This is a genomic window from Cellvibrio sp. (assembly GCF_039207905.1).
Classification (GTDB): Bacteria; Pseudomonadota; Gammaproteobacteria; order Pseudomonadales; family Cellvibrionaceae; genus Cellvibrio.
The window spans coordinates 24,556-39,980 of record NZ_JBCECX010000026.1; the positions used below are offsets into that span (position 1 = coordinate 24,556).

The window sequence follows — 15,425 nt, forward strand, 5'->3', positions numbered from 1 at the left end:
AAGTTTTGAGAACTTGACCACTTAATGTGGTAAAAATCATTATTCATTACCCTTGGATTTTGGTTGTGTAAATTGACTAGATTTTCTTCTAATGGACTTCTGCATGACTTTTGATTTTGACCTTCCTATTGATCGCGAAAATACTAGCTCAGTAAAGTTTGATGGTCGTCAGCAGTATTTTGGTACTGCTGATGTGAGCCCTTTGTGGGTTGCGGATATGGATTTTGCGGTTCCGGAATGTGTCACCCGTGCTTTGCACGAACGCATCAGTCATCCGGTGTTTGGATACACGCTCTATCCGGAAAGCATTTATCAATCGATAATCGAGTGGTTTCAACGTCGTCATCAATGGACTATCGAACGTGAGTGGATTTTATTTGCACCTGGTGTTGTGCCCTCGCTCTTTGCTGCTGTGCAGGCATTCGCAAAAGAATCCGAGGGGGTCATTGTTCAATCACCCGTCTACTTTCCATTTTTTTCTGCGGTAACCACCAATAATCGTAAGTTGCTCGATAACCCCTTAATTGAAGTGGATGGGTGTTACCAAATTGATTTTGATCATCTTGAAATGTGCGCAAAGCAGGGCGCGCGTCTATTGATGCTGTGTACCCCTCACAATCCTGTTGGACGGGTATGGAACGAGGCTGAGTTGCAACGGGTTTTGGATATCGCGCGGCGTTACGATTTAACCATTCTTTCGGACGATATCCACTGTGATCTGGTTTATTCTGGCGTACAACATACGATGCTTGGGCGACTCGCCCAACCGGGTGACAAAATCATTACGACAATTGCACCCAATAAAACCTTTAATATTCCTGGCTTAGGTTTGTCTGCACTGATTATTCCCGATGCTGAACAACGGAAGGCTATGCGTCTTGTGTTTGAAAGTTTGCATGTCGGTAATACCAATCCTTTGAGTATGACGGCGTTTGAGGCAGCTTACCGGGAAGGGGATGCATGGTTAGATGCCTTAATGCGCTATCTGGAATCTACGAGGAATTTTGCAGTCAATTTTATCAGGGAGAATATTCCCGAAATTAGTATCAATGCACCTGAAGCAACTTATCTACTTTGGTTGGATTGCCGTAAATTAAATATGGATGACAGACAATTACGCGACTTTTTTATTCATCAGTGCAAAGTTGGAATGAATTCTGGATATGTATTTGGTGCAGGTGGCAGTGGATACATGCGGATGAATATTGGCACTCGACAGTCGGTGATCAGTGAGGCTTTGGCGCGTATCAAGGGAGAAATTGATTTGTTGCGTCAGTGACTCTTAGAGCGCTGATGTGGAAATGTTTTTTTAGTTTTATGTGTTATGAAAAGTTTTATTTAAAGATGAATAAAGCCTTCCAGCAGTATTGCATTGGAACGATTTAACTCCATAGACGGTTAACGAGGGGCTACTTATGATTAGCGAACACAAATCTACACGTCTTGGTGATTTATTAGTGGAGCGGGCGGTAATTTCACGCGACCAATTATCACGAGCAATCGAGCTGCAGCAAACTCGTCGACTTCAAGCGGCGCACGATGGTGCTCCTGATCATTACAAACAGGAATTGGGTGAAGTATTAATTGAACTGGGTTATATCAATCGCAGCCAGTTAAAATCCAGTCTTGGTTGGCAGAAGCGAATACGTAAAACAACAGCAGTAATGGTTTTCATTGCTCCACTTTTGACAGTGGCATGTGGCGGCGGGGGCGGTGGTAGTGGTGCTAGTTCTAATAATACAGGTCAAACTCAAGCTCCAAGCTCATTAAGTGTTTCATCTGATCCGATAATTGGTCAGCCTGCATCTTCTTCAGCCAGTTCCCAGCCTCAAGTCGAAGTTCCTCCGGTTGGTGGTTCGTCCTCTGGTGGTGTTACAACACCTGCGCCGGTATCGTCTAAAAGTTCCTCTAGCAGCAAATCACCAGTAATTATTTCCCCAGTTGACAGTTCGTCACCGACTCTGAGTTCAGCTCCGAGCAGTGCGTCGCTTTCATCCTCATCCTCATCCTCATCATCTTCCCGTTCGATTTTGAGCAGTTCATCTAAAAGTTCATCGGCTATATCGCGATCATCTTTAGCCTCCTCGACTTCAAGTTCAGCGCAAGTGAATGGAGCGGTACAAGTTTATTGGACGGCTCCGAATCAACGGGAGAACGGTGAGTTTCTTGATATAACGGAGCTTGGTGGTTACGAATTGCGCTATAAACGCAAAACAGATACACGTTATAAAAGCGTCATGATTAACGACAGTTATATCGACGCCTATTATTTTGATAATCTGGAGGGCGACTATGAGTTTCAAATAGCAGCGTTTGATAACGAGGGCATATATAGTGCTTTCGTGAATATAAAACCTATGTGATTAACTCTTAACTCCATATCTTCTTACGAGAAAACTGAGATATTGGTTTTCTCGTTTATCTTAAAAAATCACCTGATATCCGCTTAAGTGGCGCCTCCCCCTCGTAAAACCCACACATCAGGCTAGAATTACCCAATAGTACATATTGGCGACAATATGAAAACGAATGGATCTATCGAGATATTCTTTTATGTCAATTACCAAGAAATTCATGTTTGCTTTGGTGGCGATTGTCTTAGGCGGCTTGGCGGTAACAGCTATTACTTTCTACATGATAGAAAGTCGGCTTGTACGTGATCAAGCAACTACCGAGAGCAAGCGCATTAGCGATGAATCGGTCCGCTTACTTGGTGTTATTGATGCGATTATGGACGAACGTGTAAAGAACAGCATGGCGCTGTTACAAGATTATGCTGGCCAACTGGGTGAACCGACACAAAGTGAAAAAATTCGGGTGAATGATCGCGATGTGCCTGATCTGTTATTGGGTAACGCCGCGATTGGGAATCAATTTGGACTGGTTGATAAAGTAACGACCATCATGGGCGGCACCGCAACAATTTTCTCGCGCGATGGTGCTGACTATGTGCGTATCTCTACCAATGTAATGACACCTACGGGGCGAGCAGTGGGTACTGTGCTTGCACCACAAGGCGCCGCGATTAAAGAGATTCAGCAGGGTAAATCTTTTTATGGTTTGGTTGATATTTTAGGTAATCCTTATCTCACTGGATATGAGCCAATCAAGGATGCTTCATCCAATACTATCGGTATTTTATATGTTGGTTATCGAGCGGATTTGAAAGAGCTTTTTACCGCAGTGCAAAAAAGCCGCGTGCTAACCAATGGTTTTGTGGTGATTCGCGATAACCTTGGGGCAATTCGTGTGCATTCCGATAATATTAGTGAAGATGATGCCCGTGCGATTCTTGACGGTAAAGTATCCGGCTGGCAGCTGGAAAAAACCTCATTTGGCCCGTGGAATTACGAGATTGTTACGGCTTATTCCGATGATGAAATTAACGGAATAGTTGCCGCTATTTCTATCAAGACTGCTCTAATTACTCTTTTAGGTGGCTTGATAATGGTATTCATTGTTCATCAGCTTATTCAGGCTGTTGTGATCAAACCCTTGCATCAAACAACTCAGCGTTTGCGCGATATTGTTAGTGGTGAAGGTGATTTAACCTTGCGCTTTAATTCGGCAGGTCACGATGAATTGGCTGAGTTAGCTAAAGGGTTTGATCGTTTAATGGATCGTTTACAGAAGACGATTAATTCGGTGGCAGGCGCAACAAACAAATTATTTGCATCGGCTAATCAATTGAAAACAATTGCCGCACAATCAAATGAATCAGCGGTGATGCAAAACCAGGACATCAATAATATCGCCAGTGCTATCTATGAAATGAGCACGTCTGCTGAACAAATGGCAAATAATGCCGATACTGTTGCTAAGGTTGCAGACAAGGCGAGACATGACTCAGAGCAGGGATATCGCAATTTAAGAACATCTATAGATTCGACTCAAGCATTGGCAACTAATATTGAGCAAGCTGCACACGGAATAGAAGCGCTAGCAGATGCCAGTAATGAAATTGGCGCAGTGCTTAATGTTATTCGCTCTATTGCCGAGCAGACGAATTTACTTGCCTTGAATGCTGCAATCGAAGCAGCGCGCGCTGGTGAGCAGGGGCGCGGTTTTGCTGTGGTGGCTGATGAAGTGCGCTCTCTGGCAAGCCGTACCCAGGCATCAACTGCAGAAGTCGATAAAATGGTTAAGCGTTTCCAGAGCAACTCCCTGAATGCGTTTTCGCAAATGCGCTTGGCAGAAGATCAGGTGCATACAAACGTTGCTGCGGCGGATGATTCGGGCCAATCAATCCAGCAAGTGTTGTCAGCCGTTTCTCATTTGAGTGGGCTAAATCAAGAGATATCTTCATCTGTGCGTGAGCAGAGCAAAGTCGCGGAGGATATTAATTTCAATATCACCCGCATCAATACTAACAGCGGCAAAAATCACCAACGCGTGCAGGAAACACTGCGTTCGGCGGAAGAGGTTTCGCAATTGACGGAAGAAATCCAGCGGCAGCTTTCGACCTATAAAGCCTGATTCGAGCCAGTTTATTCGAGTTGTTGTTAATCATTCCTGACTGGCGCCTGTTTTAATATGGCGCCACATCTTTCTGGTTGTTTTTTATCCAATATTGGATGGAAGTTTTTCGCACTTCATGTACAATCCGCCGACTTTTTTCCAGCTGCTCCAGTTGCACGAGACACTATGACTGTAAACTCCTTCGATCCCTCGCAAACCACAACTCTGGATACTCCTGCCAAAACGCTTGCCAATCAGGCGCTAGTGGGTGGCAACAAAGGGAATACCATTGGTTTTGTGTCCTTGGGCTGCCCTAAAAACCTGGTCGATTCCGAGCGAATCCTTACCCAGTTGCGCACGGAAGGCTACAACATTGTTCCAAGCTATAACGATGCCGATATGGTGATCGTGAATACCTGCGGCTTTATCGATTCTGCCGTACAGGAATCCTTGGGTGCGATTGGTGAGGCGCTGGCAGAGAATGGCAAAGTGTTGGTGACTGGATGTTTAGGCGCCAAGAAAGACGAAATTATCCAGATTCATCCGAATGTATTGGGCATTACCGGTGCCCATGCTTACGAAGAAGTGCTCTCACAAGTGCATGAGCATTTACCGCCTAATCCGCGTCACAACCCTTTTACTGATCTGGTGCCGCCACAAGGCATCAAGTTAACTCCGCGCCATTACGCCTATCTGAAGATATCGGAAGGCTGTAACCACTCCTGCAGTTTTTGCATCATTCCTGATATGCGCGGTAAGTTGGTCAGCCGTCCTATCGGCCAAGTGATGGGCGAAGCTGAGCGCTTGGTAAAGGCTGGTGTTAAAGAGCTGCTGGTGATTTCCCAGGATACATCTGCTTACGGCGTTGATATCAAACACCGCACCGATTTCTGGGATGGTCGCCCACTTAAAACCGATATGTACCAATTGGCGGCTGCATTGGGTGAGTTGGGCGTTTGGGTGCGTTTGCACTACGTTTACCCGTATCTCCATGTGGACAATATTATCCCGCTGATGGCCCAAGGTAAGGTGCTGCCTTATCTGGATATCCCGTTCCAGCATGCTAGCCCAACCTTGCTGCGCAAAATGCGTCGCCCGGGCCAAGTGGAAAGAACTTTGGAGCGTATAAAGAGTTGGCGTGAACAGGTTCCTAACCTGACGATCCGCTCCACCTTCATTGTGGGTTTCCCCGGTGAAACGGAAGATGATTTCCAGCAGTTGCTCGATTTCCTCGAAGAGGCGCAATTGGATCGCGTAGGCTGCTTCCAGTACTCGCCAGTTGAGGGTGCAAAAGCCAACGATTTGCCGGATCATGTGCCGGATGACATCAAGCAGGAACGCTACGACCGCTTTATGTTGTTGCAACAAAAAATCTCCACCGAGCGCCTGAAATTAAAGGTAGGGCAGACATTACAGGTGTTGATCGACGAGGTGGACGAGGAGGGTGCAATTGGCCGCTGTTTCGCTGATGCTCCCGAAATTGATGGCTGCGTTTATCTCAATGGTGAAGAAGACGTAAAACCGGGTGATCTGGTCGATGTGTTGATCGAGCATTCGGATGAATATGACCTTTGGGGTACCAAAGTGTAAGGTAAAGCTCCACTTATCGAAAAAATCCCCCATTTGCGCAGGCACTGGGGGATTTTTTTTTGCTCTAACCTATACACTGGTAAAGAATTCTGGAGGTTTTCCATGACAGATGTACAGCATTTATCCAATCAACAGCGATTTGTGATCGCAAATGACGGCGGTCATGCGGTAATGTCCTACCGTTTATTTACCCGCGAGGGAAATGCCGCTGTCGATTTTAATAGCACCTATGTGCCGCCCGAGTTTCGCGGCAAAGGCCTTGCTGAAAAATTAGTGCGTGCCGGTTTAGCATGGGCGAAAGAGCAGGGTTATGAATTGCACGCTAGCTGCTGGTATGTGGCAAAGTTTATTCGTTGATATTGATAAGGATTCAATGTGATAAGAAAAAATGGTTTTACATTAATTGAGATGCTGATAGTAATTGGCGTCATCGCGATATTGGCATTGCTCGCGATGCCGTCGCCCGATCCTACCGTTGCGCGCCGACAAGTAATCGAATCGATGGAGCTCATTGACGACTACAAGAAGTTGGTGGCCTTCTATCATAAAAGTGCACAAATATTTTTAAAGAATAACCAGGAAGCCGGCATACCGGTTGCCGAAAAATTATTGGGTAATTACGTAGATCGCATCGATTTAAAAGATGGTGCGTTTCATATCCACTTTGGCAACAAGGCTCATGCAGCGATTAAAAACAAAACTATCAGTGTTCAACCGATCATGGTAGAGGGGTCGCCTGAAAGCCCTATTTCCTGGATTTGTGGTAAAGCTGCAGTGCCTGCGGGTATGAAAGCGGTAGGTGAAAACCGTACGGATTTGGAGTTGAAAGACTTACCCTTGAATTGCCGGATTTAAACGATGAAGAAATATTTGTTGCTATTGATTGCGCTAGGTATATTTTTAAACTGGAATAAATTACGCGACGAGTTTAGTCCGCCTCCGGATTTTTCCGCAGGGCATCCTGAAGGTGTGGTCTTATATGCAACAGATTGGTGTGGTTACTGCAAAAAGACACGCGAGTTTTTTAAGCAGCACAATATTGCCTATGTTGAATACGACATCGAAAAATCTCAGGAAGGCAAAGCTCAGTACGATAAGCTGCGCGGTAGTGGAATTCCTTTGATTGTCATTCGCGGTGAAGTGTTGCGCGGTTACGATCCAAACACAATGAAGAAGTTGTTACAGCTATAAAATAGGGCAAGTTTAAAAATGATTAAATTACAAAAAGACGAAACCGGAACTTATCGCCAGCGTATTAGCATCGACAGCCATGATGTATTTGCCGATGTGGCAACCAGCCTTGGCGGCGAGGATTCAGCACCTGATCCGCACGGTTTGCTGGATTCATCATTAGCAGCTTGTACAGCGATTACGCTGACTATGTTCGCGAAGCGTCGCGGTATGCCGTTGGAAAGTATCAATATTGATATTGAACGTGATAGCAGCAAAGAAAAATCAGGCGAGTATAACCTCGCACTGAATATTCAGTTTGTGGGTAGCTTGAGCGATGAGCAGAAACAGCAATTGTTGGATATCGTTGAAAAATGCCCGATCCATAAATTGCTGTCTCATGCCACAATTAACATTAGTACGCATCATCAAGCTTAGTGGGTTAATGAACCTGCACTAACTTGACCAGCCTTCCAATACGAGTTTCCCAACAGTGCTACCAGATTCAATTTGCGCATGTGCCGTGCGCAAATTGTCTGCATTGATTGGGCTTAATGTTTTATTGAGGGTGGTTTTGATTGCTCCAGTATCGACTAAATCTGCAATTCTATTCAATAAATGATGTTGTTCGATCATATCGTCAGTTTCAAACAGTGAACGGGTAAACATCAGTTCCCAGGTGAAGCTGACAGATTTATTTTTTAGTGCATTCAAATCTACTGCACCACTTAATTCAACAATTGAACAAATGTGACCTTGAGGTTTAATCAACTCTGCCATTGCTTGCCAGTGTTGGTCGGTATTGTTCAGGCAAAAAATATAATCGACATAATCAATGTGCTGCGCGCGCAACTGTTCAATCATTGATCCTCTATGATCAATCACTAGATCGGCTCCAAGTGATTTACACCAATCAATTGATTCGCTGCGCGATGCAGTCGCAATCACATTTACATTGGTCAATTGCTTTGCCAGCTGGATTGCAATTGAACCTACACCGCCTGCACCACCAATAATTAACAATGTTTTAGGTGCTTCAGTTTCTTTAATTTTGTTTTGCGCTATTTGTAAACGATCAAACAAACCTTCCCATGCGGTAATCGCGGTAAGGGGAAGGGCGGCAGTTTGTGCATTGCTGAGTGATGTAGGTTTGCGTCCCACGATACGCTCGTCAACAAGCTGAAATTCACTGTTGCTTCCCGGGCGTGCGATGCTGCCCGCGTAGAAAACCTCGTCGCCGACTTTAAACAGTGTCGCATCCGGGCCAGTCGATATAACCCTGCCCACCGCGTCCCATCCCAGCACACGATAAGCAGGCTCAATTTTGTCTTTTGGGGCGCGGACCTTGGTATCGACGGGATTGACCGATACAGCTGAAACGGCAATTAACAAGTCCCGCCCTAGTGGGCTTGGGGTATCCAGTTCGACGTCCAGCAAGGATTCGGGGTTATTTATTGGTAAATAGGCTTTGAGTGCGACTGCTTTCATATGTGGCTCCATTACGAGAGATTGGCAAGATTTCAACATGGAGTTAGTTTATGACTTGGATATACATTTGATAATGGATATATTGATTTAATAACTATCAATTAATTTTTGATAATTGCAGCAGTCAGCGGGAGTTGTCGTGAGTAAAACCTATTCGTTAAAGGATTTGGAACTGTTTTTGCGCGTTGCTGATGTCGGCAATATGAGTGAGGCTGCGCGCCAATTAAACATTACCAACGCCGCTGTTTCCGCTGCTATCAAACGGCTGGAGATGGCCCTGGGTGTGAGTCTTTTGGAGCGCACTACACGCAGCCTTAGTCTCAGTGCGGCGGGCGAGAGTCTTATTCCCTATGTACAGCATGCTTTAGGCGCCTTGGATGATGCAGAGTCTGAATTGCGCAATTTGCAAACATCGGTTGCGGGCGAAATCAGTATTGGATTGCCGTCGGATCTGGGGCGCCATTTGTTGCTCAATATCCTTGACGAGTTTCAGCAGCAATATCCGCGTGTGAGTCTGCGGCTGAACTTTTCCGACATGATGCAGGACTTATATAGGGAAGGGTTGGATCTTGTTATCCGTTACGGTGATCTGCGTGACTCAGCGTTAATTGCGCGCAAGCTTTGCGATAATCGCCGCTTGCTCGCCGCCTCACCAGCGTATATTAACGTGATGCCAGCTTTAAATTGCCTGGAAGATTTAGCTCAGCACAATTGTTTGTCTTTTTATCGCAATGATCGGCCTTATAATCACTGGATTTTTTATCGCAACAACGAATTAGTTGAAATTCCGATTCAAGGTAATCGTAATGCAAATGACGGTGAAGTCGTTCGTCGTTGGGGTGTTGCCGGGCACGGTGTGGTTTACAAATCTGCGATCGATTTGCGTGATGATATTAAACACGGTCGATTGGTGACCTTGCTGGATGGAAAATACGAAGGGCAATCTACCGCTATTTACGCGGTGTATAAAGAGCGGAAATATCAACCGTTTCGATTGACTGCTTTATTGACGCATCTTGAAAAACATCTACAACAATTTTAATCGTGTTAGTTAAGCCTGTTAGGCTTTTTCAATAAAATCAGAGGATGACACCATGACTTTAATCATTCCCCCGCGCACGCAGGAAATTGGTTTTACGGTAAAACGTTTGCTGCCATCGCGACTGAAACAGCGTGTTGGACCTTTTATTTTTGTTGATCATATGGGGCCTGCACATTTTGAAGCAGGTACAACTGCAGGCGATGTTCGCCAGCATCCGCATATTGGCTTGGCTACGGTCACCTATTTATTTACCGGTGCGATGATGCATCGCGATAGTTTGGGTTTTAATCAGCGTGTCGAACCGGGTGCAATCAATTTAATGACGGCAGGCAATGGAATAGTGCACTCGGAACGTTTGCCTGAAGATGTGCGCGAGCAGGATAAAACAGTGGAAGGTATTCAAACATGGTTGGCGTTGCCGACAGAAGTTGAAGATTGCGAACCTTCATTTGCACATTATCCGGCAGATGTTATTCCTTCGGTAAATTTACCGACCATGAGTGTTGAAGTGCTTATCGGTGAAGCCTTCGGTGTTACATCTCCCGTCAAAACTGCAAGTCCCACGACTTATCTTGATATAGCACTCGGCGCCGATTCGCAATACTCTCCCGACTTCCCCGGTCAGGAATTAGCTGTTTATGTTGTCTTCGGTAATGTGACGGTTAATGGCGAAGAAGTGTCGGAGTTCCATTTGGCGGTGTTAGATGAAAATGCCACAATCGCAACGGTCAGCGGCGCGCGTTTAATGCTGCTCGGTGGAGAGCCGCTTGCGGGTGAAAGATTTATTTTGTGGAATTTTGTGGCATCGTCGCGCGAAAAAGTGCGTGCAGCAGGCGAACGCTGGACTAACGGTGGATTTGCGATGGTGGCAGGAGAAACAGATTGGATTCCGCTACCGACGGTTGGTTAGAACGTTTCATTTGCAGTGAAAGACCAAAACCCAGAAATAAAAACGCCCGATAGTGTCGGGCGTTTTTATTTCTTTTTTGCGCAGGTTATCTATTACGAAACTGCTTTATCCACGATGACTTGTGCTTCTGCAATTAATTGCTGCAAATGCTCTTCACCTTTAAAACTTTCGGCATAGATTTTATAAATTTCTTCAGTGCCCGATGGGCGCGCCGCAAACCACCCGTTGCTGCTCATCACTTTAATTCCGCCAAAACCAGCGTTGTTGCCTGGTGCATTGGTCAAGATGTTTTCGATCTTGTCGCCAGCGAGTTCGGTTGACGTGATTTGCTCGGGAGATAATTTAGACAGCGCTTTTTTCTGCGCAGTATTTGCGGGTGCCTCTACACGCGCTTCAGCAGCATGGCCAAATTCATCCGCGAGTAATTTGTAGCGCTCGCCGGGATCGCGGCCAGTTTTAGCTTTGATTTCCGCCGCTAATAGCGACGGGATGATGCCGTCTTTATCAGTAGTCCACACACTGCCATCAATACGCAGGAAGGAAGCGCCTGCGCTTTCTTCGCCACCAAAACCGAGTGAGCCATCAAATAGGCCGGGTGCAAACCATTTAAAGCCCACTGGAACTTCGTACAAGCGACGGCGAATTTTCTGTGCGACTTTATCAATCATCGCGCTACTGACAACGGTTTTTCCAATTGCAGTATCTGCTTTCCATTGCGGACGGTTTTGGAATAAATATTCAATTGCGACGGCAAGGTAATGATTGGGTGGCAACAGACCGCAGCTAGGCGCGACTATACCGTGGCGGTCGTGGTCTGCATCGCAGGCAAAGGCGACATCAAACAAATTGCGACGCTCAACCATACCTTGCATGGTGTAAGCGGATGATGGGTCCATGCGGATTTTTCCGTCCCAGTCGGCCGTCATAAACGAAAAGGTTTTGTCGACCGCGGTGTTGAGTACTTTCAAATTCAACTGGTAATAATCGGCAATCGCGCTCCAGTAATTAACACCGGCACCACCGAGCGGATCTGCGCCCATATGGACGTTCGCACCGCGAATTGCGTCCATATCCACCACGTTGATCAAGTCTCTGACGTAGTGCTCTATGTAGTCATGGGTATGGGTGGTTGCTGCTTTGATTGCCTGCAGGTAGTCCATGCGTTTTACATCGCGCAGATTATTTTCCAACAACTCATTTGCGCGCGCCTGCATCCAATTGGTGATGTCGCTATCAGCCGGGCCACCGTTCGGTGGATTGTATTTAAAGCCGCCATTATCGGGCGGGTTGTGCGACGGGGTAATCACAATGCCATCAGCCAAGCCTGAAGTGCGGCCACGGTTATAGGTAAGGATTGCGTGGGAAATAGCGGGTGTCGGTGTGTATTCGCCGTCTTTCGCAAGCATGATGTCGATGCCGTTGGCGGCAAGCACTTCTACTGCGCTGATTTGCGCCGGCTCGGAAAGGGCGTGTGTATCAATACCGATATAGAGTGGGCCGTTGATACCGACATGTTTGCGGTAGTCGCAAATTGCTTGGGTAATCGCAAGAACATGGTTTTCGTTGAAACTGGTTTTGAACGACGAACCGCGATGTCCGGAAGTGCCGAAGCTGACCCGTTGCTCTGGAATCGCGACATCAGGTTTATTGGCGTAATAAGCCTCAATCAGTTGAGGAAGATCTACCAACAAGTCTGCGGGTAAAAGTTGGCCAGCCAAAGGGCTCGTAGGCATAAAAACTCCTGAATTTTGCAGATGTACTTATTGAAATAAGCGGTCGCCAATATGGCCTTAATGCGTCGCACCGGAATATGATGTGCATTGTTATCTAACGATCCGACGCTGGTTGATTGTCGCAGCTATAGTAGCGCGGTTTGGTGCGATAGTGTTTTGTCTGGAAGTGATATTTTCCAGTTCTAAACACCATCGAGTGGGTGAAGACTACTGCAGGTCGGGTAAACAATACCGTGGTTTAAATCGCATAGCAGGTTGGTTTAGTTGAGGAGATTGGTATGCGTTGGAAAGATGGGCGTCGTAGCAATAATGTTGAAGATCTGCGCAGCTCCGGTGGCCCCTCAATGGCGATGGGCGGGATTGCCGTTATTGCGCGGATACTGCCGTTTTTGTTACGCACAAAAGCGGGCCGGATATTACTGTTGATCGGTGTGGTTGGATACTTCGGTGCCAAATTACTTGGCGTTGATTTATTACAGCTGGCGACAAATCCGCAAGGTGCGGCTGTTGGTGAGCAACAGTTGTCGGCGAAAGATCAGGAATTGGCGGATTTTGTGTCGGTCGTGTTGGCGGATACCGAATCTACCTGGCATCTGGAATTTAAAAAGCTGGGTCTGACTTATCAAGAACCGAAGTTGGTGTTGTTTCGCAATGCGGTGAGTTCGGCGTGTGGGTATGCGCAATCGGCAATGGGGCCATTTTATTGTCCGGCGGATCATAAGCTTTATATCGATCTCGCATTTTATGAAGATATGAGAAACAAGTTGGGTGCGCCCGGCGATTTTGCCCAGGCTTATGTGATTGCCCATGAAGTAGGGCATCACGTACAAACCTTGTTAGGAACTTCTGCCAAGGTAAATAAGGCACAACAGGGTGCCTCCAAAGCAGAAGCGAACCAGCTATCGGTTAAACAGGAGTTGCAGGCTGATTGTTATGCGGGAATTTGGGGATACTACGCAGATACAGATCGCCAGATGCTGGAGGAAGGTGATATCGAAGAAGCATTAAATGCCGCATCGGCAATTGGTGACGATAAATTACAGCAGCAAGCGGGCGGAGTGGTGCGGCCAGAGAGTTTCACTCACGGTACGTCAAAACAGCGAGTGGCTTGGTTTAAACGCGGATTTGAGCAGGGAAAGATAGAAGCGTGCGACACATTTAAATAGCATTTTTATAAAGCAAAAAAGCCAGCAGTTGCTGGCTTTTTTGTTTCTGGTGGTGATGTTAGTTTTTCGCTGTGAGATAAATGGTCAGCTCTTGGCCGGGATGAATGTAGCTTTCATCCTTTACTTTATTCCAGCTCAAAATATCTTTTTTGGATACATCAAATTTGTGTGCGATTTTGTGCAGGGTATCGCCATTCTTAATTTGATAGGTGATTTTGTTATCGACAGGTTGCACAGCAGTTTTATTGACTACCAACAATTTTTGTCCGGGTTTTAATTTTGCGTTAGCAGGCAAATCATTCCACTTCAGCAAATTGTTAACGCTGGTATCGTGTTGTTTTGCGATAGTCCAAAAGCTATCACCTGATTTGATGGTGTAATAGGTTCCGGTATTTTTTTGTTTGCGCTGGGCAATTTCTTGCTCTGCTTGCATTGCGTAAGGAGAACTTAATGGTGCTTGGCCCGGGATGCTTAAGCTTTGACCGACTTTTAATTGCGCAGACTTAAGATTGTTGGCCGATTGAATTGCAGCGACGCTGGTTCCAAAACGTTTGGCAATCGCGCCAAGGGTATCACCCGATTTTACTTTGTAATCGCCCGCAATTTTTACCGGCTCAACTTTGGGTAGTTTGTCGAGGTTAAGGGTGAATTGTGCCGCATCGGCAACGGGAACTAATAATTGATGTGGGCCGGTTGGATCAGTAGTCCATCTGCTGTAACCAGCATTGAGGTTACGCAATTCTTTTGGATCTATATCAGCCATGCGCGCAGCTTGTGCAAGGTCGATAGTTGAATCGACATTCACGGTGGTGAAGTAGGGGTTGTTCGGAATTTCATTGAGTTCAAGATCGTATTTATCCGGGTCGGCTACTACTTTGGATAGCGCGAGCAATTGCGGAACGTAAGACTGGGTTTGCTGTGAAAGTGGGAGTGACCAGAAATCGGTGCCTTTGCCTTGTTTGCGATTTTTTTCAATTGCGCGTCGGATGGTGCCTTCACCGGCGTTGTATGCCGCCACGGTCAGCAGCCAATCGCCATCAAACATAGTATTCAAGCGTTTCAGATAGCGAACAGCCGCATCGGTTGAGGCAACAATATCGCGGCGGCCGTCATACCAGTTGTTTTGCTTCAGGCCAAAATTGCGCGCGGTTTGCGGCATGAATTGCCAAAAGCCACCGGCCTTGCTGGGTGACATTGCAAATGGATCGTAGGCACTTTCAACAATTGGAAGTAAGGCCATCTCCATAGGAATGCCATTTTCACGCAGCTCGTTAGCTACGTAAAAAAGATAAGGTCTGCTTTGTTCGGTAATGCGATCAAGGTAGCGCTGGTTGTTGGATAGCCAACGAAGGTTTTTATCAACTTTACTGTCATGGATATCGGGCAATCCGTATCCGTCAGCGATTTCTTCCCACAAATTTCCGTAATCGCCGGTATGTTCACGCAGTTTTGCCCCCAATTCAGTTTCTTCGGTGGGGGCTGCAGGTTCAATGGTGTTAGCTGCGGCAGTTGGCTCGTCATCTTTCTTTAGCGTGCTACAGCCAGCCAAAGCAATAAATCCGGCTACTAAAATGCACAACGGCAGTCGCGATGCTCGGTGTTGAAGATTCATAGGGTCACTTTTCAGGGTTATTTTTCCAGTTTGTCAGGCTGAAAAATCCGGTTGAGTTTTGCTATCGTTATTCTTACGAATTAGGATTTTTATCCTATTTTTTAATTAAAATAACGGCTATTAGTGATTACCTCCGCCCTCCTTGGGGGCTGCAGATCTCGGATTCTAGGTGGTGCCGTCGCATGGGTCAACGCTTAATGTGGAATAAGGGCAGCCGTTCACAGCCTTGCTGAGAGCTGGTCGGGGCTTTGAATTC

General features: G+C 46.3%; 14 protein-coding genes. 11 read left to right on the forward strand and 3 right to left on the reverse strand.

From position 1 onward, the window contains the following. Window positions 1-103: 103 nt before the first annotated feature. From AAGC78_RS15375 to AAGC78_RS15410, 8 genes are all read left to right on the forward strand, one after another. Entirely contained in the window at window positions 104-1,279 is a 1,176-nt protein-coding gene (locus AAGC78_RS15375) for a MalY/PatB family protein (RefSeq protein ID WP_435784982.1), read from the forward strand. A gap of 136 nt (window positions 1,280-1,415) precedes the next feature. Beyond that, window positions 1,416-2,363, forward strand: a complete 948-nt coding sequence (locus AAGC78_RS15380) for a hypothetical protein (RefSeq protein ID WP_435784983.1) — start codon at window positions 1,416-1,418, stop codon at window positions 2,361-2,363. A gap of 190 nt (window positions 2,364-2,553) precedes the next feature. Next, window positions 2,554-4,476, forward strand: coding sequence for a methyl-accepting chemotaxis protein (locus AAGC78_RS15385; protein ID WP_435784984.1), 1,923 nt, complete (start codon window positions 2,554-2,556; stop codon window positions 4,474-4,476). Window positions 4,477-4,644: 168 nt separating this feature from the next. After that, on the forward strand, window positions 4,645-6,048 hold the full coding sequence (gene rimO / locus AAGC78_RS15390) for a 30S ribosomal protein S12 methylthiotransferase RimO (RefSeq protein WP_435784985.1): 1,404 nt from the start codon (window positions 4,645-4,647) through the stop codon (window positions 6,046-6,048). Between the two features lie 102 nt (window positions 6,049-6,150). Next, window positions 6,151-6,405, forward strand: a complete 255-nt coding sequence (locus AAGC78_RS15395; RefSeq protein WP_435784986.1) for a GNAT family N-acetyltransferase — start codon at window positions 6,151-6,153, stop codon at window positions 6,403-6,405. A gap of 18 nt (window positions 6,406-6,423) precedes the next feature. Further along, window positions 6,424-6,903, forward strand: coding sequence for a pilin (locus AAGC78_RS15400; RefSeq protein WP_435784987.1), 480 nt, complete (start codon window positions 6,424-6,426; stop codon window positions 6,901-6,903). A gap of 3 nt (window positions 6,904-6,906) precedes the next feature. Continuing rightward, on the forward strand, window positions 6,907-7,239 hold the full coding sequence (locus AAGC78_RS15405) for a glutaredoxin family protein (protein ID WP_435784988.1): 333 nt from the start codon (window positions 6,907-6,909) through the stop codon (window positions 7,237-7,239). A gap of 18 nt (window positions 7,240-7,257) precedes the next feature. Further along, window positions 7,258-7,656 carry an OsmC family protein gene (locus AAGC78_RS15410; RefSeq protein ID WP_435784989.1) on the forward strand — a complete coding sequence of 133 codons (399 nt, stop codon included), beginning with the start codon at window positions 7,258-7,260 and terminating at the stop codon, window positions 7,654-7,656. A gap of 18 nt (window positions 7,657-7,674) precedes the next feature. Here the strand turns inward: AAGC78_RS15410 and AAGC78_RS15415 are convergent, their stop codons facing one another. Next, a complete protein-coding gene (locus AAGC78_RS15415; RefSeq protein ID WP_435784990.1) occupies window positions 7,675-8,706 on the reverse strand; it encodes a zinc-binding alcohol dehydrogenase family protein in 1,032 nt (343 codons plus the stop codon). 139 nt (window positions 8,707-8,845) lie between these two features. Here AAGC78_RS15415 and AAGC78_RS15420 point away from each other — a divergent pair, with 139 nt between their 5' ends. Continuing rightward, entirely contained in the window at window positions 8,846-9,748 is a 903-nt protein-coding gene (locus tag AAGC78_RS15420) for a LysR family transcriptional regulator (protein WP_435784991.1), read from the forward strand. A gap of 52 nt (window positions 9,749-9,800) precedes the next feature. Beyond that, a complete protein-coding gene (locus AAGC78_RS15425) occupies window positions 9,801-10,658 on the forward strand; it encodes a pirin family protein (RefSeq protein ID WP_435784992.1) in 858 nt (285 codons plus the stop codon). Between the two features lie 92 nt (window positions 10,659-10,750). Here AAGC78_RS15425 and pgm read toward each other — a convergent pair whose 3' ends face one another. After that, complete coding sequence (pgm, locus tag AAGC78_RS15430; protein ID WP_435784993.1) at window positions 10,751-12,391, reverse strand: phosphoglucomutase (alpha-D-glucose-1,6-bisphosphate-dependent); 1,641 nt, start codon at window positions 12,389-12,391, stop codon at window positions 10,751-10,753. 278 nt (window positions 12,392-12,669) lie between these two features. Between pgm and ypfJ the strand changes: the two genes are divergently transcribed. Then, complete coding sequence (gene ypfJ, locus AAGC78_RS15435; protein ID WP_435784994.1) at window positions 12,670-13,557, forward strand: KPN_02809 family neutral zinc metallopeptidase; 888 nt, start codon at window positions 12,670-12,672, stop codon at window positions 13,555-13,557. 58 nt (window positions 13,558-13,615) lie between these two features. Here the strand turns inward: ypfJ and AAGC78_RS15440 are convergent, their stop codons facing one another. Continuing rightward, on the reverse strand, window positions 13,616-15,169 hold the full coding sequence (locus tag AAGC78_RS15440) for a LysM peptidoglycan-binding domain-containing protein (RefSeq protein WP_435784995.1): 1,554 nt from the start codon (window positions 15,167-15,169) through the stop codon (window positions 13,616-13,618). Between the last annotated feature and the right edge of the window lie 256 nt (window positions 15,170-15,425).

Excerpts from the sequence above, each read along its gene's own strand:
- AAGC78_RS15375 (WP_435784982.1), top strand. The coding sequence starts at position 104 with ATGACTTTTGATTTTGACCTTCCTATTGATCGCGAAAATACTAGCTCA.
- AAGC78_RS15380 (WP_435784983.1), top strand. The coding sequence starts at position 1,416 with ATGATTAGCGAACACAAATCTACACGTCTTGGTGATTTATTAGTGGAG.
- AAGC78_RS15385 (WP_435784984.1), top strand. The coding sequence starts at position 2,554 with ATGTCAATTACCAAGAAATTCATGTTTGCTTTGGTGGCGATTGTCTTA.
- rimO (WP_435784985.1), top strand. The coding sequence starts at position 4,645 with ATGACTGTAAACTCCTTCGATCCCTCGCAAACCACAACTCTGGATACT.
- AAGC78_RS15395 (WP_435784986.1), top strand. The coding sequence starts at position 6,151 with ATGACAGATGTACAGCATTTATCCAATCAACAGCGATTTGTGATCGCA.
- AAGC78_RS15405 (WP_435784988.1), top strand. The coding sequence starts at position 6,907 with ATGAAGAAATATTTGTTGCTATTGATTGCGCTAGGTATATTTTTAAAC.
- AAGC78_RS15410 (WP_435784989.1), top strand. The coding sequence starts at position 7,258 with ATGATTAAATTACAAAAAGACGAAACCGGAACTTATCGCCAGCGTATT.
- AAGC78_RS15415 (WP_435784990.1), bottom strand. The coding sequence starts at position 8,706 with ATGAAAGCAGTCGCACTCAAAGCCTATTTACCAATAAATAACCCCGAA.
- AAGC78_RS15425 (WP_435784992.1), top strand. The coding sequence starts at position 9,801 with ATGACTTTAATCATTCCCCCGCGCACGCAGGAAATTGGTTTTACGGTA.
- pgm (WP_435784993.1), bottom strand. The coding sequence starts at position 12,391 with ATGCCTACGAGCCCTTTGGCTGGCCAACTTTTACCCGCAGACTTGTTG.
- ypfJ (WP_435784994.1), top strand. The coding sequence starts at position 12,670 with ATGCGTTGGAAAGATGGGCGTCGTAGCAATAATGTTGAAGATCTGCGC.
- AAGC78_RS15440 (WP_435784995.1), bottom strand. The coding sequence starts at position 15,169 with ATGAATCTTCAACACCGAGCATCGCGACTGCCGTTGTGCATTTTAGTA.